This is a genomic window from Achromobacter seleniivolatilans (genome assembly GCF_030864005.1).
In the GTDB taxonomy this organism is placed as follows: domain Bacteria; phylum Pseudomonadota; class Gammaproteobacteria; order Burkholderiales; family Burkholderiaceae_B; genus Achromobacter; species Achromobacter seleniivolatilans.
Map to the genome: position 1 here is coordinate 5,752,778 of NZ_CP132976.1, position 21,019 is coordinate 5,773,796.

At 61.8% G+C, this 21,019-nt stretch carries 19 protein-coding genes; 8 read left to right on the top strand and 11 right to left on the bottom strand.

The genetic code is table 11. From position 1 onward, the window contains the following. Positions 1 to 248: 248 nt before the first annotated feature. Complete coding sequence (locus RAS12_RS26115) at positions 249 to 923, top strand: GntR family transcriptional regulator (RefSeq protein ID WP_306942844.1); 675 nt, start codon at positions 249 to 251, stop codon at positions 921 to 923. A gap of 57 nt (positions 924 to 980) precedes the next feature. On the opposite strand, the gene RAS12_RS26120 is transcribed toward RAS12_RS26115, so the two are convergent. Together RAS12_RS26120 and RAS12_RS26125 are read right to left on the bottom strand one after the other, a co-directional pair. Continuing rightward, complete coding sequence (locus RAS12_RS26120; protein ID WP_371321221.1) at positions 981 to 1,862, bottom strand: EamA family transporter; 882 nt, start codon at positions 1,860 to 1,862, stop codon at positions 981 to 983. A gap of 20 nt (positions 1,863 to 1,882) precedes the next feature. Continuing rightward, positions 1,883 to 2,500, bottom strand: coding sequence for a nitroreductase family protein (locus tag RAS12_RS26125; RefSeq protein ID WP_306942846.1), 618 nt, complete (start codon positions 2,498 to 2,500; stop codon positions 1,883 to 1,885). A gap of 135 nt (positions 2,501 to 2,635) precedes the next feature. Between RAS12_RS26125 and RAS12_RS26130 the strand changes: the two genes are divergently transcribed. Further along, a complete protein-coding gene (locus tag RAS12_RS26130; RefSeq protein ID WP_306942848.1) occupies positions 2,636 to 3,532 on the top strand; it encodes a LysR family transcriptional regulator in 897 nt (298 codons plus the stop codon). A gap of 22 nt (positions 3,533 to 3,554) precedes the next feature. Here the strand turns inward: RAS12_RS26130 and phbB are convergent, their stop codons facing one another. Genes phbB through RAS12_RS26160 form a run of 6 tightly spaced genes read right to left on the bottom strand, consistent with a single transcriptional unit; the run spans position 3,555 to position 11,221 of the window. After that, positions 3,555 to 4,301, bottom strand: coding sequence for an acetoacetyl-CoA reductase (gene phbB, locus RAS12_RS26135; RefSeq protein ID WP_306942849.1), 747 nt, complete (start codon positions 4,299 to 4,301; stop codon positions 3,555 to 3,557). Then, on the bottom strand, positions 4,291 to 4,758 hold the full coding sequence (locus RAS12_RS26140) for a hypothetical protein (protein ID WP_306942850.1): 468 nt from the start codon (positions 4,756 to 4,758) through the stop codon (positions 4,291 to 4,293). Before RAS12_RS26140 ends, phbB begins: the two co-directional genes overlap by 11 nt. A gap of 44 nt (positions 4,759 to 4,802) precedes the next feature. Further along, the gene (locus tag RAS12_RS26145) at positions 4,803 to 5,927 is read right to left on the bottom strand and encodes an ABC transporter permease (protein ID WP_306942852.1); all 1,125 of its coding nucleotides are present in this window, start codon (positions 5,925 to 5,927) and stop codon (positions 4,803 to 4,805) included. 1 nt (position 5,928) lies between these two features. Continuing rightward, complete coding sequence (rbbA, locus tag RAS12_RS26150) at positions 5,929 to 8,670, bottom strand: ribosome-associated ATPase/putative transporter RbbA (RefSeq protein WP_306942854.1); 2,742 nt, start codon at positions 8,668 to 8,670, stop codon at positions 5,929 to 5,931. Next, positions 8,670 to 9,737 carry an HlyD family secretion protein gene (locus RAS12_RS26155; RefSeq protein ID WP_306942858.1) on the bottom strand — a complete coding sequence of 356 codons (1,068 nt, stop codon included), beginning with the start codon at positions 9,735 to 9,737 and terminating at the stop codon, positions 8,670 to 8,672. The genes rbbA and RAS12_RS26155 overlap by 1 nt, the downstream gene beginning before the upstream one ends. A 17-nt stretch (positions 9,738 to 9,754) precedes the next feature. Beyond that, positions 9,755 to 11,221, bottom strand: coding sequence for an efflux transporter outer membrane subunit (locus RAS12_RS26160; protein ID WP_306942860.1), 1,467 nt, complete (start codon positions 11,219 to 11,221; stop codon positions 9,755 to 9,757). Between the two features lie 192 nt (positions 11,222 to 11,413). On the opposite strand from RAS12_RS26160, the gene RAS12_RS26165 reads away from it, so the two are divergent. Continuing rightward, positions 11,414 to 12,076: a TetR/AcrR family transcriptional regulator gene (locus RAS12_RS26165; protein WP_306942862.1), complete on the top strand. Its 663-nt coding sequence runs from the start codon at positions 11,414 to 11,416 to the stop codon at positions 12,074 to 12,076. A gap of 89 nt (positions 12,077 to 12,165) precedes the next feature. Beyond that, entirely contained in the window at positions 12,166 to 13,731 is a 1,566-nt protein-coding gene (locus RAS12_RS26170; protein WP_306942864.1) for an EAL domain-containing protein, read from the top strand. Here the strand turns inward: RAS12_RS26170 and kch are convergent. After that, positions 13,728 to 14,945, bottom strand: a complete 1,218-nt coding sequence (kch, locus tag RAS12_RS26175; protein ID WP_306942866.1) for a voltage-gated potassium channel protein — start codon at positions 14,943 to 14,945, stop codon at positions 13,728 to 13,730. The genes RAS12_RS26170 and kch overlap by 4 nt on opposite strands. A gap of 438 nt (positions 14,946 to 15,383) precedes the next feature. After that, entirely contained in the window at positions 15,384 to 16,220 is an 837-nt protein-coding gene (locus RAS12_RS26180) for a response regulator transcription factor (RefSeq protein WP_306942868.1), read from the bottom strand. 726 nt (positions 16,221 to 16,946) lie between these two features. On the opposite strand from RAS12_RS26180, the gene RAS12_RS26185 reads away from it, so the two are divergent. After that, the gene (locus tag RAS12_RS26185) at positions 16,947 to 17,342 is read left to right on the top strand and encodes a helix-turn-helix domain-containing protein (RefSeq protein WP_306951624.1); all 396 of its coding nucleotides are present in this window, start codon (positions 16,947 to 16,949) and stop codon (positions 17,340 to 17,342) included. Here the strand turns inward: RAS12_RS26185 and RAS12_RS26190 are convergent. Beyond that, positions 17,323 to 18,477 (bottom strand): acyltransferase family protein, encoded by a 1,155-nt coding sequence (locus RAS12_RS26190; RefSeq protein WP_306942869.1) that lies wholly within the window; start codon positions 18,475 to 18,477, stop codon positions 17,323 to 17,325. The two genes, RAS12_RS26185 and RAS12_RS26190, sit on opposite strands and share 20 nt — an antisense overlap. Positions 18,478 to 18,775: 298 nt before the next feature. Here RAS12_RS26190 and RAS12_RS26195 point away from each other — a divergent pair, with 298 nt between their 5' ends. From RAS12_RS26195 to RAS12_RS26205, 3 genes are all read left to right on the top strand, one after another. Continuing rightward, positions 18,776 to 19,306, top strand: a complete 531-nt coding sequence (locus RAS12_RS26195; protein ID WP_306942871.1) for an META domain-containing protein — start codon at positions 18,776 to 18,778, stop codon at positions 19,304 to 19,306. Between the two features lie 27 nt (positions 19,307 to 19,333). Continuing rightward, positions 19,334 to 20,131, top strand: a complete 798-nt coding sequence (locus tag RAS12_RS26200) for an META and DUF4377 domain-containing protein (RefSeq protein ID WP_306942872.1) — start codon at positions 19,334 to 19,336, stop codon at positions 20,129 to 20,131. 85 nt (positions 20,132 to 20,216) lie between these two features. After that, positions 20,217 to 20,951, top strand: a complete 735-nt coding sequence (locus RAS12_RS26205; RefSeq protein ID WP_306942874.1) for a sulfurtransferase — start codon at positions 20,217 to 20,219, stop codon at positions 20,949 to 20,951. Positions 20,952 to 21,019 lie beyond the last annotated feature (68 nt).

Sequence of the window (21,019 nt, forward strand, 5' to 3'; positions counted from 1 at the left end):
TTTGGCTGGTTGTTCGTGAATACGCGACCTGCCATAGGGCAGCCGCCGATATTTCAGTTTTTCCGAATCCACGAAAGTTACAAAAAAGCAGCACAGAGCAAGCATTGCGTCCCCTGATCCGGTCTGACTTTGCAGGCAGGCGCCAACCGCGGCGTGCGGTCATTGCCCGCTGGGCTACGATGAGGCCCGTCGGATCAACCTGTACTGGCGCGTGCCGCCGTCCTTCGTCGCAGAGATACCTGATAGTCATGAGCATTACCGAATCCCAGGGCGCGTCCAATCCAGGCCAGGCCCTGCCGCACCGCATACGAGATCAGTTGCGCTTTGAAATCCTGACGGGCGCCTTGCCCGCAGGCACGCAGTTGAAGCAGGATGCGTTGGCTGCCCGTTTTCAGGCCAGCCGTATTCCCGTGCGGGAGGCGTTGCGCCAGCTGGAAACCGAAGGCCTCGTGGCCTATCGCCTGAATCGCGGCGCTGTCGTCATCGGCATGGATATCGAACAGATTTGCGAATTGCTCGATATACGCATTGCTTTGGAAGGGTATGCGGTGCGCGCTGCGGTGCCGAACATGGGGCGCGCGGATCTGGACGCGCTGGAATCCCTGCTCAACGCTTATGACGATGCGGATACCGGGCCGCAATGGGCCGAGCTGAACCGCCGTTTCCACTTGGCGCTGTGCGCGCCTGCAAACAATCAGCGCTTGCGCCGGCTGATCGAAGAGTACGGTTTGAACACGCATCGCTACACGCACGAGGTGATGTCGCTGGCCGATGGCAAAGAGGGCCTGAAAGCCGAGCACGCCCGAATCCTGGAAGCCTGCCGCCAGCAGGACGGCGACCTGGCCGCTCGGCTGGTCGAAGCGCACATTCTTGAAAAGAAGAAAAACCTGGTCGCCATGCACCGCATGCGGCAAGACGGCTGAAGCCCCGTACAAGGCGGGCCTTCAGGCCATGAGCCATGCGCCTGCACCCAAGGCGCCTCAGCGCGCCGCGCCGGAAACCATTGGCGCCACCGGCATGCGCTGTGCGCGCTGACTCAGCCACACGCTGATCACGACGATTCCCATGCCCGCCAGTTGCGCGGCGCTCAAGCTCTGGCCCAGCACGCCCCAGCCCAGCAATACGGCCGATATCGGACTGAGAAAACCCAACGACGACACAACTGCGGGCTCCAGCCGCGCGACGCCCCGGAACCACAATACGTAGGTCAAGGCGGCGCCGATCAAACCCAGATAAGCCAGGCCCAGGATATTCAGATGCGTCAGTGGCGGCAACGCGGGCTCGGCCAGCAAGGCAGCGGGCAGCAGCAGGATGCCGCCCGCCGTCAATTGCCACGACGTAAACGTCAGCGCCGACACCGGGGGCTGCCAGCGCCGGCTCAATACCGTGCCCAGCGCCATGGATGCCGCGCTGGCCAGGCCGGCCGCGATACCGACCGGGTCCAGCGCGGCCTTGGGTGTCAGTACCAACATCGCCACGCCGGCCAGACCGCTCACCGCGGCAACAACGGACAGGCTGCGTATCGGCGAGGCCAGCAACGCCCGCGCAAGCAGAATCACGATCAACGGCTGGATGGCGCCCAGCGTGGCAGCCACACCGCCAGGTAGCCGGTAGGCGGCCACGAACAGCAATGCCCAGAACACGGAAAAATTCAATGCGCCCAGAATGAAAGCCCGTACCCACCAGATGCCATGCGGCAGTTGGCGCACGGCAATCAGCAACAAAATACCGGCGGGCAGGGCGCGCAGCATGGCCACCGTCAGCGGGTAGTCGGGCGGAAGCATCAAGGTTGTCACCACATAGGTGCTACCCCAAATAGCAGGCGCCAGCGCCGTTAGCAAAAGATCTGAACTGCGGCTCATGATGTTCGCTCCGTGTGCGCTCAGGCCAGTTCCAGCACGTCCGATACCGGGCGGCGCGGCTTCTGCGGCCAATTGCCTGCTCGCGCGAGCCCCATTGCCACCAGCATGACGGGCACTTCATCCTGCCGTAAGCCAAACGCCTGGGCAACGCCAGCGGGATCAAAGCCGGTCATGGGACTGGCGGACAGCCCCTGGGCCTGTCCTGCCAGCATGAGTGTGGATGCGCCGAAGGTGGCGCTGCGGATGGCCTCGTCGCGCTGTGTCTGCGGCGAGCCGGAGTAGAGCTGGCTGGCGGCGGACTCCCACGCTGGCACCATGCCTGCCGGCATGAGGCCGGTGGCGACGGATGGCTGGAGGCGTTCGGCCATCCACGAGGCCTGCGGCAGCACGCCCACCATGATGAAGGTCACCGCGGCGTCCGTGACCTTGGGCTGATTCCAGGCAAGCTCGCGCAGGCGGCGTTTGCCGTCTGCGCTTCGCACAGCGATAAAGCGCCAGTTCTGCAGATTGAAGGCGGTGGGGGCGCGGGTCGCCCACGCGATCAAGCTGAAGATGTTCGCGTCTTCCAGGGTGTGTTCGGCGTTGAAGAAATTGGCGGAATTACGTGCGGCGATGGCGTCCGTCAGGGCGTGGTTCATGTCGATTCATCCAGTTTTAGACAGTGACCGGCGGTTTTAGGTGTTGCCGGATGCATGCCTGCAGACTAATTGAATCGCTCAGATACGATAATAGGCATTACAAGAGCAATATCATTCACCAGTAGTGAATAATCAATGGATCATCTGACCGCATTAAAGGTTTTCAGACAGGTGGTAGAGCAGGGCGGGTTTGCAGCGGCATCGCGGCAGATCGGCTTGTCTGCCGCGGCTGTCAGCAAAAACATCGCTGAACTGGAAGCGCACGTTGCTGCGCGGCTGCTGAATCGAACCACGCGCCGCATGAGCCTGACTGAAGCCGGCACACGCTATTACGAACAAGTGGCGCGCATTCTGGACGATCTGCAAGAGGCCGAACAATCTTTGGGGCCGATGCAATCGGCCCCGACGGGAACCTTGCGCGTCAGCGCGCCCATGTCGCTCAGTTTGATTCGAATCTGCCCCGCCATTCCCCGCTTTCTTGAACGCTACCCGCAGGTGTCGCTGGACCTGAACCTGGAGGACCGGCGCATCGACATCGTAAAAGAGGGGTTCGATCTGGCCATCCGCGGCACGGACCGGTTGGAGGATTCCAGTCTGGTTGCCCGCAAACTGATGACGCTGGACCACGTGCTTTGCGGGGCGCCATCGTATTTCAAGCGTCAGGGCGTGCCGGTGTCACCCCAAGACCTGCTCGGCATGGAGCGTGTGCAGTTCACGTTGTCAGGGCATGCGGATGAATGGACGTTCGAACGCGGGGGGCAAACGCAGCGGGTTCCTGTGCGTGGCCGCTACAAGGTCAGCTCCAGCCTGGCGGTGCGGGACGCCTTGCGCGCAGGATTCGGTGTCAGTCTGGTGCCACGCGTCTACGTGCAGGAAGATCTGGCTGGCGGTGCGCTGCAAGCCGTGCTGCAAGACTGGACGCCTGTGCAGACTTTTGTCTATGCGGTGTATCCGTCGCGGCGGCACATGGTGGCAAAAGTGCGTGCGTTTGTTGACTTCCTGGTGGAGGAGTTGGGGGCGTCCCGGGACTAGACCCTGTGCGCCCGCCAGCCGTTCAATACATGTGCTGCCCGCCGTTCATGGCCACATTGCTGCCGGTCATGAAGCCCGCCGGCTCGCTGCAGATAAACGCGACGAGTGCGGCGACTTCCTCGGGTTGACCCAGCCGGCCTAGCGGTATCTGCGGCAATATCTTTTCTCTGATGACCTCCTCCGGTACGGCCTGGACCATGCTTGTGTCCAGATAGCCGGGCGACACGGTGTTGACCGTGACGCCCTTGCTGGCCAGTTCCAGTGCCAATGATTTCGTGAAGCCGTGTATGCCCGCCTTTGACGCGGCGTAGTTGGTTTGTCCGAATGCGCCCTTGCTGCCATTGACGGACGAGATATTCACGATGCGGCCCCATCCGCGGTCCGCCATGGCGCCGCATAAAGGCTGCGTCATGTTGAACATCGAATCCAGGTTGCTGTGCATGACCTCGGCCCAGTTTTCGAAGCTCATCTTGCGCAAGCGGGCATCCCGGGTGATGCCCGCGTTGTTGATCAGGATGTCGATCTGCCGCCCATCATGTTCCAGCCGCGTCATCAGCGCCTGGCACGAGGCATAGTCGGCCACGTCCACCTTGTACATCGCAAAGTGGTATCCCTTTGCTGCCTGCTCTTCGACCCAAGCCCGGGTAGCGCTTTCGCTGGCGTGATAAGTGATGATGACATCGTGGCCGGCATCGTGCAGCGCCAGCGCAATAGCGCGTCCCAGGCCGCCGTTGCCCCCGGTCACGAGCGCCGTGCGTTTAGCGTTCATGGCTCGCTCCCGGTGAACTGGCGTCACGCATCGCTGCGCAAGCGGCCGCCATCTGGTTCGACATCGCCGACCACATTTGCGTCATCGGGGATGCGCTGATTTCCATGCCTGCGCCGGTCGCATGTTTGAACCAGCCGCTCATGGCTTCGCCCAGCCCCGCAGTCAGCGCAGCCTGCTCTTCCAGCGCGGCGTGGGTGATCGCCTGGGTGGCTTCCAGATGGCATTGCCATTGTTTGCGCGTGATCTCGCCGAGCGCGGGGGCAATGTCTTGCCAATTGCCGGACTGCTGAAGCGGACCCAGTGTTGGCAGGTATTGGGCCGCGTTGTCGCTGGCCAGGCGACGGCCTAATTCGACCCAGCGTTGCTGGCTTTCTTGCGCAAGCTGAGCCAGGCGCTGGTAGTAGGCGGCATTGGCGCCGACGATGCCTTGAGGCGTAGGGGCAGTAGTCTTCTTCATCATCCGTCCTTTTAAGAGAGTGGTAAGGGGTAACGAATCAGCTCCTAAGCCATTTGGCTTAAGGTCTTGCGAAAACGCGCCAGAGAGAACGCGAATAGGACACTGCCGATCAGCGTCAAAGCTAGAAACGGCTGCCACACGACGCTCAAGCCTGCGCCGCGATAGAGAATTGCCTGGCCTAGTTCCACGAAGTGCGTGGTGGGAGCGGCCAGCATGATGTTTTGTACGAAATCCGGCATGCTTTCTCGCGGCGTTGTGCCGCCTGACAGCATTTGAAGTGGCAGCAGCACTAGTACCAGCAGCATCCCGAACTGCGGCATGCTGCGTGCAAGCGTGGCCATGAAGATACCCATTGAGGTCGTCGCGAAAAGGTGCAGCGCTACTCCCGCAAGAAATAGCGCCACCGACCCTTCGATCGGCACATGCAACAAGCCACGCACAATGAACGTCAACGATAGCCCAGCTGACGCCAGTACGACCAGCCCCATAGACCAGACCTTGGCAAGCATGATCTCGGTGGGCGTCACCGGCATGACCAAAAGGTGTTCGATGGTGCCGTGTTCGCGTTCCCGGATCAGGGCGGCGCCGGTCAGAATGATGGACAGCATCGTGACGTTATTGATGATCTCCATCATGGCGCCGAACCACGCCTGCGTCAGGTTGGGGTTAAAGCGCATGCGTACCGCCAGATCGACGGGCAGCGCGGCCGGCGTCCGGTAACGGTTGACGAATTCGTTGATCTCATCGGTGATGATCTGCTGAATGTAGCTGCTGCCGGTGAACGCCTGGCTCATCCGGGTCGCATCCACGTTCAACTGGATTTCTGCCGGTTTTCCCGCCAGCACGTCGCGCTGGAAGTTGGGCGGGATGTTTACGGAAAAGGTGTAGCGTCCGGCGTCCATGCCCGCGTCCGCTTCTGCCGACGTAATCATTTCGGGTGGCGTGAAATGCGGCGGATAGAACGCCGAAGTAATGCGCGCTGATAGCGGTGAGGAATCTTCGTCCACCACCGCAATAGGCGCGTTATGCAGCGTCTCCGGCACGGCGGTGGCCGCCGTATAAATCATCAGCGTGAACGACACCAGGATCAGAATCAGCATCATCGGATCACGCGCCAGGCTCCACAGCTCTTTCACGCCCAGCCGGAAGATGTTGGCCAGATGTCTCATGTCAGGTCTCCTGTTTCTTCAGCAGGAGCACCGAGGCGCCCAAGATGATCGGAATCGCGGCCAGCAGCGGCCAGAATGAACCTTGCAGGTCAGAGAAGTTCAGCGCCTTGCTGAACACGCCCCGGCTGATCGTCAGCATGTGTGTAGCGGGATAGATCTGGCCGATCAGGCGTCCCGCACCTTCCAGAGATGACACCGGATTCAGCAGCCCCGCGAATTGCACGGCGGGCACCAGCGTGCCGATCATCGTGAAGAACAGCGCCGCGATCTGGCTGCGCGTGAACGTGGATGCAAGTAAACCGATGGCAGTGGCCACCACGTTGTAAATCAGCGCGGCGGCAAGCAGTGTGAGGAAACTGCCGGTAATGGGCACGCCAAATAGCGTCACGGCAAGCAACGTCATCAACAAGAAGTTCAGCATGGCGAGCGCCACATAGGGCGCTTGCTTGCCCAGCAGGAACTCCAGCCGTGTCACGGGCGTGACGTACAGATTGATGATCGAACCCAGTTCTTTCTCACGCACGACCGCCAGCGCGGTCAGCATGGCGGGCATCATCAGCAAGAGCAACGGGATCACGGCCGGGACCATGGCGGGCAGGCTGCGCACGTCAGGGTTGTAGCGAAAGCGCGTTTTAATGCTGACGGCCGACGCGCCGCTTGCGCCAAGTCGTTCGCGGGCTTGCTGCATCAGCCAGCCTTGATGCATGCCCATCACATAACCGCGGATGGTTTCGGCGCGTTGCGGCATGGCGCCGTCGATCCACACACCGATCTGCACGTTCTTGCCGCGCTGCACATCGCGGGCGAATCCTTGTGGAATCTCTATCGCCAACGACAGTTCGCCACTGCGCATCCGCGCATCCATGTCCTGGTAGCTCGTGATGGGCGGCTGCTCGATAAAGTAGCGCGACCCCGACAGGTTCAGGCTGTAGTTATTGCTCAGGCTGGTTTGGTCGCGGTCCATCACGGCATAGCGCAGGTCTTCAACGTCCAGGCTGATGCCGTAGCCCATCACAAACATCAACAGCAGCGACCCCGCCAGGGCCAGCGTGGCGCGCACCGGATCGCGCCGCAGTTCCAGCGATTCGCGCCACATATAACTCAACGCGCGCTTGATGCTGAATCCGCGGTGCGCCCGCAGAGGCTCGGATTCGGGCTCAGAGGCGGATGGCGTTGCACCGCCCTCGGCTTGCGTGCCTGCGCCCGCATCGATCAGATAGGCGATAAAGGCGTCTTCCAGCGTCTTCGCGCCACGCATACGAGTGATCTCGTCGGGGGGCGCGCTGACCAGCACTTTGCCCGCATGCATCAGCGAGATGCGGTCGCAGCGCTGGGCTTCGTTCATGAAATGCGTCGAGATAAAGATCGTGACCTGATCCTGCCGCGCCAACTCGATCAGCAGCCGCCAGAAGTTATCCCGCGCGACCGGGTCCACGCCAGACGTCGGTTCGTCCAGTATCAGCAGCTCGGGTTTATGCACCATTGCCACTGCCAGCGACAAACGCTGCCGCACCCCCATGGGCAGGCTGTCGGGCAGCGAGTCCAGCACGTCTCCCAGATCAAAGCGCGTCACCATTTCGTCTACGCGGGCTGGGATGCTGGCCTCGGGCACATGGAACAGGCGCGCGTGCAGCACCAGGTTCTGCCGCACCGTCAGTTCGCCATAGAGCGAGAACGCTTGAGACATATAACCCACGCGGCGGCGGGTTTCGATGTTCTTGGGGTCGACTTCCTGACCGAACAGCCACGCTTTGCCTTCGCTGGCGGGCAGCAGTCCCGTCAGCATTTTCATGGTGGTGGATTTGCCGCAGCCGTTGGACCCCAGGAAACCGAAGATTTCGCCTTTTCGGATACGGAAATTGACATGGTCCACGGCCACAAAATCGCCGAAACGCATGGTCAGGTCGCGCGCTTCAATGGCTATTTCGGCCTGGTCGTCTGCCGCAAGCGGCACGATCTCTACCGGTTTGTGGCCCCGGCGTTTCTCTTCGGGCAATAGGGCAATGAAGGCGGCTTCAAGCGAGTCCGCGCCGGTGCGTTGTTGCAACTCGGCTGGGGTTCCGGTGGCCAGCACCCTGCCTTCGTCCATGGCAATCAGCCAGTCAAAACGCTGGGCCTCGTCCATATAGGCCGTCGCTACGATCACGCTCATGCCAGCACGTTCTTGCCGGATGTCGTTGATCAAGTCCCAGAACTGAGCGCGCGCCAGCGGATCGACGCCGGTGGTGGGTTCGTCCAGGATCAGCAAGTCGGGGTCGTGAATCAGCGCGCAGCACAAGCCCAGCTTCTGCTTCATGCCGCCCGACAGCTTGCCGGCGGGCCGGGAAAGAAACGCCGACATGCCGGTGCTGCGCGTCAGGCTGTCGATGCGGCGGCGGCGCTCGGCCTCATCATGGCCAAATAGGCGGCCGAAAAATTGCAGGTTCTCTTCTACCGACAGGGTCGGGTACAGATTCTTGCCCAGGCCTTGCGGCATGTAGGCAATGCGCGGGCACACGTCGTCGCGGTGCCGGCTGCTGGTCATGTCGCCATCCAATACGTCGACCACGCCTTCCTGCACAGCGCGCGATCCCGCTATCAATGCGAGCAGGCTGGACTTGCCTACGCCGTCCGGGCCAATCAAGCCCACCATGCGGCCTGCGGGAATATCCAGCGTAATGTCGTCCAGCGCCACGGTCTTGCCATAGCGCAGGCTGACACCGGCCAGCTTCACGACGGGGGCAACAGCGGCGGGCGTGTCCATCAGGGCACCCGGACTTCAAGATTTGCGGGCCATTTCGCATCGGCATCCAGCTTCAGCCAGGCCACGCCGGGCAACCCAGTCTTTACCTGCTGTAGATGCTGTTGCAGTAGTTGCGGGCTGATCTGGGCCTTGACGCGGAACATGAGCTTTTGGCGTTCGCTGGCGGTTTCCACCGTCTTGGGCGTGAATTGCGCCGTACTCGCTACGAACGACACCTTGGCCGGAATCACGTACTGCGGCGCAGCGTCCAGGATGATGCGTACGTCCTGGCCCAGCGCGACTTTTCCTGCGGCCTGCTCGGGCAGAAAGAACGTCATGTAGACATCGGCCAGATCTACCATGTTCAGTACTTTTCCGCCGGCGCCCAGCACCTCGCCGGGTTGCGCCACGCGGTACTGCACACGGCCGTCGCGCGGTGCGCGCAGTTCGCTGTCGGTAATGTCGGCGTCGATACGGGCAATGGTGGCCAGCGCGGCGGTCACGGCTGACTGCGCACCCACCTGCGCGGCGCGGGCAGCATCGATGGCGGCGCCCGCCGCGGTCACTTGCGCACGCGCGGCATTCACGGCGGCTTGCGCACTGCGCACACGGGCGCGGTCGTCGTCCAGTTCTTGAATGGACGACGCGCCCTCTTTGGACAGCGTTTCAGAACGGGCCAGCCGCCTGCGCGCGGCATCCAGTTCGCTTTCACGCTGAACGACGACGGCTTCGGCGGCGAGTTTGTCGCTTTGGCGTTGCGCGACCTGCGCTGCGGCGCTGGCCGCGCTGTTGATCGCCTGCTGGTGCTGGGCGCGAGCTTCTTCCCGCTGTGCGTTCAAGGTGTCGATCTGCATGCGCGCCAGCGGCTGTCCTGCGGCAACGAAGTCGCCTTCGGTGACCAATACGTCTTGCACGCGGCCGGCCAGCTTGGTCGCCACATCGATCTCGGTGGCTTCGATACGGCCGTTTCCGCTAATGAATCCATCGCCGGGCCCGGTGTCGGCCAGCAGGCGCCAACCGGCGTAGCCAGCGGCGGCGACGGCCAGAACGAGCAGCAGGGGAATCAGTTTTCGAGTGGGCAGACGCATGATGGCGAATCCTTGATTTATTGGGGGCTGGCTGCCGGTTTGGCGCTGGCAGAAGCGGGCGCGGACGCTTGCGTGCCTCCGCCCAACGCTGCGTACAGGCCAACGCGGCTGGACAGCAGGGCACGGCGCGTTTGCACCAGTTTCTGTTGCGCGGTCAGCAGATCGCGCTGCGCATCCAACACTTCCAGGTAGGGCGATGCACCATGGTCGTAGCGCAGTTGAGCCAGGCGGGCACGCTCGCTTTGCGCATCTACCGTGGCCCGCAACACCTCGACCTGCTCCGCCAGCCAGCGGCGGGCAGAGAGGGCGTCAGACACATCCTTGAATGCGGTCTGAATCGTTTTTTCGTAGGCCGAGACGGCTTGGTCGCGCCGCACTTCAGCCAGATCCAGCGTGGATTGGCGCCGGCCCGCGTCAAAGATCGGCAGACTGATGCTGGGCGCAAAGTTCCAGGCCCGGCTGCCGCCTGCGAACAGGCCATCGAGCTCGGCGCTGGCGGTGCCGAAAGCGCCGGTCAGGGTGATGCTGGGCAGGAAGGCTGCGCGGGCCGCGCCGATATTGGCGTTGGACGCTTGCAGCTGATGTTCGGCCGCCACGATGTCGGGACGGTTGAGCAGCAGGTCCGATGGCAGCCCTGCCGGCAGTTCACGCATGATCGCGTTGTCATCCAGCCGTTCTTGTTTTTCGGGCAGGACGAGCGGGGCGCCGATCAGCAGCTCCAGCGCATGCGCCTGCGCGGCACGGCTTTGTTCCAGATCCGCGCCAAGCGCCCGGGCCTGCTGCCACAAGGTTTCCACCTGAGTCAGGTCCAGCTTGGAAATTGCGCCCACCTCGTAGCGGCGGCGGAATATGCGTAGCGATTCCGCACGCGACGCGATGGTCTGGCGCGTCAGCTCCAGCCGCTCGTCCAGTTCGCGCAGCGATAGATAGCTATCGGCGACCTGTGCAATAAGGCTCAAGGTGGCGGCTTGCGCGGCGGCATCGGACGCCAGATAGTTTTGCAAGGCGGCGTCCTTCAGGCTGCGAACGCGGCCCCAGAAGTCCAGCTCCCAGGAAGCCATGCCAATGCCGACCTGATACTGGCTGCTGACCTGCGGCTGCCCCGTCAAATTCAAGTCGCCCGGCACGCGGGCCCGTGAGCCATCAGCCTGCACGCCAATCGTCGGAAACTGGTCCGCGCGCTGAATACCGTACAGGGCGCGGGCTTCTTCCACACGCAGCAGCGCGGTACGAAGATCGCGGTTGTTGTCCAGTGCCGTGGCGATCAGCCCTTGCAGCGTGGCATCCGGAAAATAGGTTTGCCAGCTGATCTGGGCTGCTGCCGGCGCATCCGCTGAGGTAGCTCCGGGAAAGGCCGCTGGCACGGGCAGGTCGGGGCGCTGGTAGGTTGGCGCCATGGACACGCAGCCTGCCGCTAGCAGCAGGCTCAGGGCTGCAGGCGCAAAGCGCGCAGCAATCTTGGCTCGATTCGGACGGCAAGTCATGCAACGTTCTCCTGCGCGAGGGGTGTCGGGTGCGTCCGGTTGCGGACAGGCTTGTGGCCCGGCGCCCGGACGGACCCGAACCCCGGGTCATGTAAATATTGTGCCCACCTGTCCCCTTCAAATCCTTGATCGCGATCAAATTAGCGACTGACTAGTCGGTTTCTAATAAATCCACTTGCAGAGGGAGCAGTAATGAGTGGGCAACGCCGCCGTCTTCCTCCGGCCGTGCGGGTCGGTCAGATTCTTGACGCCGCATTGCAGGAGTTTTCACATGCGGGCTATGCGGGCGCCAGGATGGATGACATTGCGGTGCGGGCAGGCCTGTCCAAAGGAGGGCTATACGCCCATTTCGCCAGCAAGGAAGACGTCTTCGAAGCGTTGTTGGCCCGTCATCTGAGTCCGTCTCGGCTTGACGTGGAAGCCGTGGTGGATGGCGCAGCATCGCCGCGCCATTTGGCAGATCGCATCGTGAATCATCTGTACGTCAGTCTGGCCAACCCGGCCATGGTCAGCACCATGCGTCTGCTACTGGCGGAAAGCGGCCGCGTGCCGCATCTGGCGGCACGCTGGCGGCGCGACACAGCAGAGGCGCATCAGGCGGATATCGGCCGTCTGCTTGAGCGTGCGCGCACGCGCGGTCTGTGCGGCGAATGTCTGGCGCTGGAGCACCCCTGGCTGCTGCTGGCTCCCATCGTGCATACCATCGTCATGTCGGCACTATTGGGGCCCGAAGAGCGTATCAGTCTGCCCGCACGCAAGCGGGCTCACGTGGCGCTCATTCTGAACTTGCTTGCGCCCGACAGCCGTTCTGCCCGGCCGGACCTTGCCGCACTTAGCGCGGCTCAAGCATCTTGACGCTGCGCCGCCCTTGGTGTTCTATCCAGTCAGACGGCATTGCACACATTAACGACATCTCAAGCGGGGGGCCTTTGCCGACATCGGGAATGACGGTTCGCGTACCGTCTTGGCGGTACCTGCCGGTTGCCCTGGCGCTGATAGTGCCCATTCTGGTCTGCGTGGGGTGGTCGTGGCTGCATGCCCAGCGAGAACAGCGCGCTGAGGCCGAATCCGCCGCGCGTATTGTCCGCGTTCAGGTTGGGCACATCTTTACGCAGGCGTGGTCCGTGCTGGGCCGCGTGACGGAATTGACGCCCAAGCCTTGCGCCGAGGTGTTGCCCACCTTGCAGCGCTGGGGCACGCTGAATCCCTACTTCCGCGCCCTGATTCTTGCGAACCAGGATCACATTTATTGTTCGTCGGTGGTGGGCCCGGTGGATGTCGCCGTCGGGGACTTCACCCACTGGCCCCTGGATACTCCGCCTGCAGAATGGATGTTTTCCGTGGCCGGTACGCCATTGGCGCCGGATCGGCCCGCGATCTTGCTGGGCGAACCGGGCAAAGACGGTTATAGCGGCGCCGTTGCGGTGGATGGCCGGTACGTGCTGGATTTGCTGAATGCCGTGGCGTCATTGGGCGACTACAAACTTGAGTTGACCGTGGGCAAGGGTGCGCCCATCCGCAGCGATTCCTGGGGGCAGTCGGGGCAGCAGGCGCAACGGGTGTACGAAGAAGTGACTCGCGTCAACGGCCGGGTGGCGCTGGCCATCAATGTCATGGCCCCGCCTGAGAGCCTGGTGCGCGCGTGGCAGAAACTGTTGTTGAGTTATCTACCGGTTGCTTTGTTGCTTGGCGCCGGGCTGGCCTACGGCGCCTACCGTTTGCAGGTCAACCGGCTGTCGTTCAAAGAGCAATTGCGCAGCGCCATGCGCGCTAATGAATTTCAAGTCTATTACCAGCCGGTGTATGGGCACCTGTCAGGCCAATGCGAAGGGGTCGAAGCGCTGATGCGCTGGAACCGGCCGGGCGTGGGTTTCGTACGTCCGGATATCTTCATCGCTGCGGCCGAGGCCGAGGAAATGATCATTCCTCTGACTCAGCATTTGCTGAGGCTTATCGAGCGCGACTTACAGACCTGGTCTACGCCACCCGATTTTCATATTGGCGTGAACATTGCGCCAGAGCACTTGTCCAGCGCCGGTCTGGTTTCCGACATCCAGACCTTCATGGCGAATGTCGCCGCGCGCCATCCGCTGATCGTGCTTGAAATCACGGAGCGCAGCCTGATCGCCGACAGCGGGCAGGCGCGCCAAAACATCGACGTGTTGCGCGCGCAGGGTGTGCGTGTGGCCATTGATGACTTCGGCACGGGACATTGTTCGTTGTCGTACCTGCAAAAATTTCCTGTGGATTATCTGAAGATCGACAAGGGATTTGTGCAGGCCATTCAAGACTCGGGCGACGAGACGCCGGTGCTGGATGTGATCATCACACTGGCGCAACGCTTGAATCTGGCAGTCGTGGCTGAAGGCGTCGAGACGCAGCCCCAGTTCGACTATCTGACGTCGCGCGGCGTGGCGTTCATCCAGGGGTATCTGTTTGCGCGGCCGATGCCTTCGGCCGAATTCGTGCCGTGGTACGTCAGGCACTCGCCGCCGGGCTCGGCCAGCTAGCTTTCCGTCGTTTTTGCCTGTGCGGCAGACTTGGCAAAGAACAGATCGGTGATGGCCTGGCTGTCCATGGGTTCGCCGTTGATGGCACGCGCCAGCAATTCAGCGCCCAGCAATTGCACCGAGAACACCAGGTCTGGCTGTACGCGCCGGATTTTCTCCAGGTGCTTGCTGGTGTTGACCAGCGCCACCGTTTTGGCGCCCTGGTCGCCCGTGGCCTCTTTGGCCGCCAAGACGATGAACGCATTTTCGGCGTCGTCATCGCGTAGCGCCAACACATAGCGCGCGTGCAGCACCCCGGCATTGCGCAAGACTTCCACGCTGGAGGGATCGCCTTCGATCAAATCCGTGGCTGCGGGATATTCCTGCGGCATGCCAGTGGGCACGATAACGGTGACTTCGTCGCCGCGGCGGCGCAGGCCGTCATAGACGCTTAGCGCAAGAGGTGTGGCGCCCGCAATGATGATGTGATTTTTACGCATGGCGGTGGAAAACCTGCCTTTGACAAGCCGCTTCAAGTTGCCGCCGATCACCGGTCCGGCGATCGCGCTGATGGACGTAGCAAATACGGTAATGCCAAGAATGATAATCGACGCAGTGAACAGCCGCGCCGTGGTGCTGTGCGGCGTGATATCGCCATACCCCACCGTGGACATCGACACGATGGAAAAGTAGAGCGCCGTGGCCGCGTCCAGAATGGGGGGGTTGAATTCATTGCCCAGATACAGCGTGCCGAAGACCGCATAGATCAACAGCGACAGAATGCTGACCAAGGCGAACAGCGACCCCGCCGTGACGCTGGCGCGGTCAAAGCGGCGCCAGTAGGCGATCAGCGCGATCAGCAGCACCAATGTATAGATGCCCAGACCGGCGCGTCCGCCATCGCCCAGAATGGCGAAGGTGCCGATGCCTATCAGCAGCACCAGTGAAAAGGCCCACGCGATGCGGGCTTTCAGGATCAGACCTATCGCAATGACCTGAAGGCCAACGCCCAACACCAGCCGCGGAATTTCCAGCAGGCCGACCACGCGCATGACCTCGTGCCAATTGTCCAGCGCCAGCCAGAATGAATACTCGCGTGCGCGGACCTCGCGCAGCACCGGGTGCATGAAGGCATATCCATCCAGGGCGACCAGGATGGCCAGGCACCAGTTGGGCGGGAAGAACGCCAGCACTTTCCTGAAACGGTGTCTTAGCGGGATGCGTGTTTGGGGCATACGGTCTTAGATCCTTTGCCGGCATTTTAGGACGAAGCGCATACGTGCTCCTATGCCTAATATGTATAGAAGGCTATCAACAAAGAATTACTGGAATCGCGTTCGAAGTCCTAAACTTCGTTCATCACGCGGCTATCCAAGAGGAACGCCGCTGATACAGGCGGTAAGCCTGCCAGCAGCCAGGGCAGGCCGAGTGCAAAGCGTTGATCACGTTGCAGCTTGCGCGGGGACTAGAGACCCTGCACAGGTTCACGGTCGGACCGTGCGTGAGTAGTATGAGGCACGAATGTTGGAATCGCGTGATCCAGGTAGAAGGCATCAGTGCCGGCTGATGACTCCGGGAACACGTGTTGTTTTAGCGCGGCGTCTTACCTCTCGGGGCAGCGCCGCGTTTTTTTCGTCCCGCCGCAGCGCCAGCATCGCGCTGTGCCAGGCCAGTCAGGCCACCTGGACCGCTCGTCGAGTTGACGCGCCAGCGTCCGCCGTTTCTCGGCGCCATTCATCCAGCGCCTCGTAGCGGCTCTCGTCTCCCGAATCCCTGAAGTCCAGATCCAGCGTAATGTCCGAGGCGAACATATAGCCCCAGCCATGCACCGCGCGGATGGGCAGCGTCATCAGATTGGCGGCCGCCTTGCGCCGTAACCGGCTGATCATCACATCCACGAAGCGGCGCCGCGTGATGCCGCTGTCGGCGTCGTCCGCTCCGTCTGCGTAGAACGCATCGCGGCTGACTTTGCGGTCAGGTGCACTGACCAGACGCGACAGGAAGTCGCGCTCGCCGGTGGTCAGACCCAACGTGCGCCCCGACGGACTGATCAGGGTCCATCCTTTGTTGGCGAGCCGCCAGGTTTCCTGGATGGGTTCTTCTGCATGCACATCCGATGTGCTGCTGTCCATGCCATCGAGGCCTACTGCGCGCCGCACCAGTGATTGCAGGACGGCGGCTAGTTCCAGTCCGCTTACGTCTGGCGGCAGGCAGGCGTCTGCGCCGCAGAGCAGGGTGCGGATACGGCTTTCAGTGTCGGCGAACGCGGCAATCGCGACGATGCCCAAGCCCCGGTCTACCGCCCGCAAGCGCACCGCGGCGTTGTGTATGTCAGGTAAGGGAGCCTCCAGCACGATCAATGGGCTGGGACGGCGGGAATAACGATCGTAGACATCAACCAGATCCAGGCAGCGGCGGACGCTAAAGCCCAGGTGTGACAGAGCCTCCACGAGTCGGGCGTGTCTGGCGTCGTCGTTGCCGAGAAAGATCACATCCAGCGTGTTGTTCATTGATGCTTCCAATGAGGTGGCGCGGCATGGGTGCGGTGCTTAAAGGGGGAATGTCTTGGCGCTAGCAGTCCGTGCATGCCCACCTCCTAAGCTGCGCGCCATGACGAGACCGTCTGGCGATATTGTTGGAATATGGGCGAGAGGTCTGGATCAATGGCCAGTATCCATGGTTTTCGCGCCCGGCCAGCAGCCGGGTTTGGAGTTGGACCGGCGCGTGGCCAAGCGTTGTTGCCGCTGGCCGCCGATGACCCGATCCTGCATGGAAGTCACGCCCGTGTTTCATTTAAACACGGGCGTGTTTTTTTGTGAAGATACGTTTCTGTAGTTTCTGCTGGTAACAGTCCAGCAGGGGGAAAACCGCCGGAAGGACCTGAAACACTGTTCGTTTCGGCGTTTACGACAATAGATTATTAAGTATTACCGATACATTATTTTCTATTTTCGACGCACGTATGGCCATAAACTCATGCGGGCTTTTCGCGGCCTGAGCGCGTGCGGCGCAATGGGGCGCTTCGGGCAAAATCGAGCGCACGTTGGATGTAAGTCAATGACAGCGTTGGTTTTTTTTGCGATGGTGTCAGCGCAATTCAGCGACGCCAGGCCGTGGGGAGCGGCGGGTCAGCAGACGAATGCTGCGATTTACGGATTAGCCTGGAAATTGGGGTGTAATCCGTTTATTTGGCAGCAGTATTGAGATGTTTTAATCAAATAAATAAATTCATATTAATGTCTCAGGTTGATCGATTGGACACGTTTAGCCATCGTCTGCGCAACGCAAGAATGCTTCAGGGATGGACTCAAAAGGACTTGGCGGTCGCAAGCAACCTGTCGCAAAGCGCCATTGGCAATTACGAAAGCGGGCAACGCCTTCAGCCTTCCAGCGATGCGCTCATCAAACTGACCCGCGCGTTGCGTGTGAGCCCGATGTGGCTCAGCACCGGCGAAGGGCCGATGCTGAGTTCCGGATACGGCGAGCCCCCGGCCAGCGCCGCCGGATGCCCGGCCCAGCCCGCATGGCCGTTCGAATCGGTGTCCTATGCCACCTATTCCCGATTGAGTTCCCAGGAAAAGCGGCAGATCGAACTGGTGCTGGCCGCTTATATCAAGGCACGCGGCGAATAGATCCCATCGGTTGTGCAGACGCCGCCGCAGGGCGGCGCCGCACGTCCGCAGCTTGCGGCCGGCCATCGTCCTTGGCAGTGGCGCGCAGGCGGCCACGCAGGCGCTCTACCGGGTCTGCAATCAGCCCATTGAGCAGGGCAGAGAATCCGATACAGCCCGTGATCACCAATGCCGCGAACAGCATGGGCTGATGCACCTCGACCTCGTTGATCAGCCAGCTGAAGAACATGATGACTAGAGAGTGGCAGATGTAGATCGGATAGCTCAGTTCGCCGATTGCCTTGTCCAGCCGATGCCGTGACTGGAACAGAAAGGCCAGCGGCAGCAGTATTGCGAACAGCAGCACCGCCAATCCGTCGCGCGCCGTGGGGTTAAAGCCGATCGAAAAGTGGAAGAAGCTGTAGATCACCAGGACGCCTGTGCCCAGCTCCGGCAGGCGCTTGACGCGCTGGGTCCAGGCTTTGAATCGCGGCAGCAGCACCTGATGCGACAACGACCCGATCAAAAATAGCGCTAATTCGGTCGGAAAGAATCGATAGGTCCAGGGGTCGGTCAACCCCACGCCGGTCACGATCAATATCACGCGCAAGCCCAATGACGCGGCCAGCAGGGTGAGCAGGCGGCGCGGGGAATTCAGCACGAAGGGCGCCACCAGATAAAAGCTCATCTCGACGCCTAGCGTCCACGCTTGCGGCACGAGCAGCCCCTGATACAACGGCACCTCGCTGTGCGCGAAGCTACCCGTGAAGGCCAGGGCGGAGTGTTCGATGCCAAAGAACATCAGCCAGTCCTGACCCAGGATGAACAAGTTCGACAGCACCAGGAACACCTCGGCGCTGAAGGGCAATGCAGCGTAGAAACGGAAGAATTCGCCGCCACTCACAACATGCGCGACCAGCGTCAACGCGGCCACGGCCAGATAAATCGGGAACAGGCGCAGGAAGCGGTTGGCGTAGAACTTGCCGGTGGCCCCTTGGTAGCTGTCCGTGGCCGTCAATACATAAGAAATCAAGAAGCCGGAAATGACATAAAACAGCTGTACCGCCAGGCGGCCGCCGACCAACTGATCGGCATAACTGCCTCCCAGGTGGTCCAGCACCACCGACAACGCTAGTAAGGTTCTTAAAAAGCCCATCGCCGTGTCTCCCGGATAGTCTTATTTTTGGCCCGATCGGCCGGACACCTGCGGCTGCGTTACGTCTTCGACCGGCTTCTTTTCGCCTGTGCTGCCCATGGCCGGATGCGTGGTCTGCACTGATTCTGCGCGTCGCCCGCCTGCGTCGCCATGCGGCATTCGATGCAGAACCCGCGCCATCGGCGTTAGAGGCCAACGCGAATGTGCAGCTTTTGGATACGGCTGTAGGGCGGAGACCTGGGGACGCGCGCGCGCCATGCGGTTACAGTTGAGGAGTGAAATCTTTAGGAGCCCCTCTATGCTTACCCTACTGTCGCCGCGTTGCCGGCTGCTCTGCCTGAGCCTTCTGACCGTGGCATTGGCTGGTTGCGCCGGATCTACCGGCGGGGCGCGTCCGCAAGGCGCCGCGGCCGCCAATGCCGTCACCAGCGCCGATTCCCTGGCCCAGACAAGCTGGGAGTTGGTGCGCTGGACGCAAAACGGGGGCGCGCTGCGCGACATCCCCCACGGCGACAACGGCGAACCCGTCCGTCTGACGTTCCTGGCGCAAGGCAAGGAATACCGAGTCAACGGATTTGCGGGCTGCAATCGCTACATGGGTACGTACAAGCTGGAAGGCGGCAAGCTTTTCATCAACGCGCCTGCAATGACTCGCATGGCCTGCGTGCCGCCCGAACGCGCCCGTCTTGAAACTGACTACCTGCGCGGCCTGACCGCGATCGACACCTTTACGCTGGATAGCGGTGGCGCCCCCCGGCACCTGACGTTCAATCTGCGTGACGGCGATGTGCTGGAATTCGAACGCCGCCAAGATCCTCCGACCCCGTAACGCGGAACACGATTCCTGGAGACCCGCATGTCCTATTCCGCTTACCCGCGCTGGCTGGCGCTCTGCGCGTTGGCTGGCGGCCTTGCCGCCTGCTCGTCTGCGCCACCGCTTGCCGCAAATGGGCAGGACACCCGCTACCGCCCCGCCGCAGCCTCGGACATCCTGGCTCAAACCAGTTGGGACCTGGCGCGCTGGGCCCAGCCGGGAGGCGGTTTGCGCACCATTCCGCACCCGTCTACCAACTCGCGTCCATTGACAGCCAGTTTCATTCACGACCAGGGCGCAACGCGCATGGCGGGGTTTGCAGGCTGCAACCAGTACAACGCGCCCTACACCGTTGCCAATGGTCAGCTGATCGTGCAAGCGCAGCCAGTGGCGACGATGATGGCCTGCGCGCCGCAAAGCATGGCGCTGGAACGAGACTATCTGGCGGGCCTGACGCGCATTACCGCTACCTCGTTCGACAACAGCAGCAATCCGCAACGCATGACCTGGGTGCTCAGTTCTGGCGATACCCTGGATTTCGGCCGCCGTACCGATCCTATCGTGGGCGGCACGGCAGGGGCGAGCAAGCTTGTTTATGTCAATTCCGAACGCGTGCCGTGCAATGCCGGCGCCGGCCGCGCCATGTGCTACCAGGTGCGCGATAGCGCTACCCAACCCTGGCAGTTCTGGTACGGCGACATCACCGGCTTTAATTTCCAGCCCGGCATCCGCTATCGCCTGCGTGTGGTCGAGGTCACTGACCCCAATCCACCCGCAGACGCCCCGGCTGTGCGCTGGGTGCTGGACGCCGTTATCGAGCAGGAAATCGTCAATCGTTGAGCGGGATCAAAGACGGCGGCGGGCGGCCCACCCCGCCCAGCGATTACTATTACGGGCTTCGCCGTCCGTTTTCTTTTGCTTTGCCATGACTTCTGTCGTCAATATCGCCGCCTACAAATTCGTTTCGCTGGATTCACTGCCCGAGCTACGCACGCACGTGCTGGCCCTGGCCACAGACGCCGCCCTCAAGGGCACCATCCTGCTGGCCGAAGAAGGCATCAACCTGTTCCTGGCGGGTACGGCCGCGGGTATCGACGCCTTTTTGGACGCTTTGCGTGCCGATCCGCGCTTCGCCGATCTGGAAGTGAAATTCAGCCACAGCGGCGGTGTGCCGTTTCGCAAGCTGCTGGTCAAGATCAAGCGCGAGATCATCCGCATGGATCATCCAACCATCCGCCCCGAGGCTGGCCGCGCACCGGGCGTGGACGCGCATACGCTGGCGCGCTGGCTCGAGCAGGGTGTCGATGACGCTGGGCGGCCCGTGGTCATGCTGGACACGCGCAATGCGTTTGAAGTGGACGAAGGCACATTCACCAATGCCATCGATTGGCGCATCGACCGCTTCACGCAGTTTCCCGCAGCGGTACAGGCCCACCGCGCCGAACTCGAAGGCAAGACCGTCGTCAGCTTTTGCACCGGCGGCATCCGCTGCGAAAAAGCGGCCATCTATATGAACGAGGCGGGCATCCAGAACGTGTACCAACTGGACGGCGGCATCCTCAAGTACTTTGAAGAAACTGGCGGCCCCGGCTACGAGGGCAAGTGTTTCGTTTTTGACGAGCGTCGTTCGCTGGACCCGGAGCTGGCACCCAGCCACTAAAGCTGCCACGGTGACTACGGACGCTAGTTCGTCCGCTTTGCCTTCCTGACATCGTCGCGGAACGATCA

Excerpts from the sequence above, each read along its gene's own strand:
- RAS12_RS26115 (WP_306942844.1), top strand. The coding sequence starts at position 249 with ATGAGCATTACCGAATCCCAGGGCGCGTCCAATCCAGGCCAGGCCCTG.
- RAS12_RS26120 (WP_371321221.1), bottom strand. The coding sequence starts at position 1,862 with ATGAGCCGCAGTTCAGATCTTTTGCTAACGGCGCTGGCGCCTGCTATT.
- RAS12_RS26125 (WP_306942846.1), bottom strand. The coding sequence starts at position 2,500 with ATGAACCACGCCCTGACGGACGCCATCGCCGCACGTAATTCCGCCAAT.
- RAS12_RS26130 (WP_306942848.1), top strand. The coding sequence starts at position 2,636 with ATGGATCATCTGACCGCATTAAAGGTTTTCAGACAGGTGGTAGAGCAG.
- phbB (WP_306942849.1), bottom strand. The coding sequence starts at position 4,301 with ATGAACGCTAAACGCACGGCGCTCGTGACCGGGGGCAACGGCGGCCTG.
- RAS12_RS26140 (WP_306942850.1), bottom strand. The coding sequence starts at position 4,758 with ATGAAGAAGACTACTGCCCCTACGCCTCAAGGCATCGTCGGCGCCAAT.
- RAS12_RS26145 (WP_306942852.1), bottom strand. The coding sequence starts at position 5,927 with ATGAGACATCTGGCCAACATCTTCCGGCTGGGCGTGAAAGAGCTGTGG.
- rbbA (WP_306942854.1), bottom strand. The coding sequence starts at position 8,670 with ATGGACACGCCCGCCGCTGTTGCCCCCGTCGTGAAGCTGGCCGGTGTC.
- RAS12_RS26155 (WP_306942858.1), bottom strand. The coding sequence starts at position 9,737 with ATGCGTCTGCCCACTCGAAAACTGATTCCCCTGCTGCTCGTTCTGGCC.
- RAS12_RS26160 (WP_306942860.1), bottom strand. The coding sequence starts at position 11,221 with ATGACTTGCCGTCCGAATCGAGCCAAGATTGCTGCGCGCTTTGCGCCT.
- RAS12_RS26165 (WP_306942862.1), top strand. The coding sequence starts at position 11,414 with ATGAGTGGGCAACGCCGCCGTCTTCCTCCGGCCGTGCGGGTCGGTCAG.
- RAS12_RS26170 (WP_306942864.1), top strand. The coding sequence starts at position 12,166 with ATGACGGTTCGCGTACCGTCTTGGCGGTACCTGCCGGTTGCCCTGGCG.
- kch (WP_306942866.1), bottom strand. The coding sequence starts at position 14,945 with ATGCCCCAAACACGCATCCCGCTAAGACACCGTTTCAGGAAAGTGCTG.
- RAS12_RS26180 (WP_306942868.1), bottom strand. The coding sequence starts at position 16,220 with ATGAACAACACGCTGGATGTGATCTTTCTCGGCAACGACGACGCCAGA.
- RAS12_RS26185 (WP_306951624.1), top strand. The coding sequence starts at position 16,947 with ATGTCTCAGGTTGATCGATTGGACACGTTTAGCCATCGTCTGCGCAAC.
- RAS12_RS26190 (WP_306942869.1), bottom strand. The coding sequence starts at position 18,477 with ATGGGCTTTTTAAGAACCTTACTAGCGTTGTCGGTGGTGCTGGACCAC.
- RAS12_RS26195 (WP_306942871.1), top strand. The coding sequence starts at position 18,776 with ATGCTTACCCTACTGTCGCCGCGTTGCCGGCTGCTCTGCCTGAGCCTT.
- RAS12_RS26200 (WP_306942872.1), top strand. The coding sequence starts at position 19,334 with ATGTCCTATTCCGCTTACCCGCGCTGGCTGGCGCTCTGCGCGTTGGCT.
- RAS12_RS26205 (WP_306942874.1), top strand. The coding sequence starts at position 20,217 with ATGACTTCTGTCGTCAATATCGCCGCCTACAAATTCGTTTCGCTGGAT.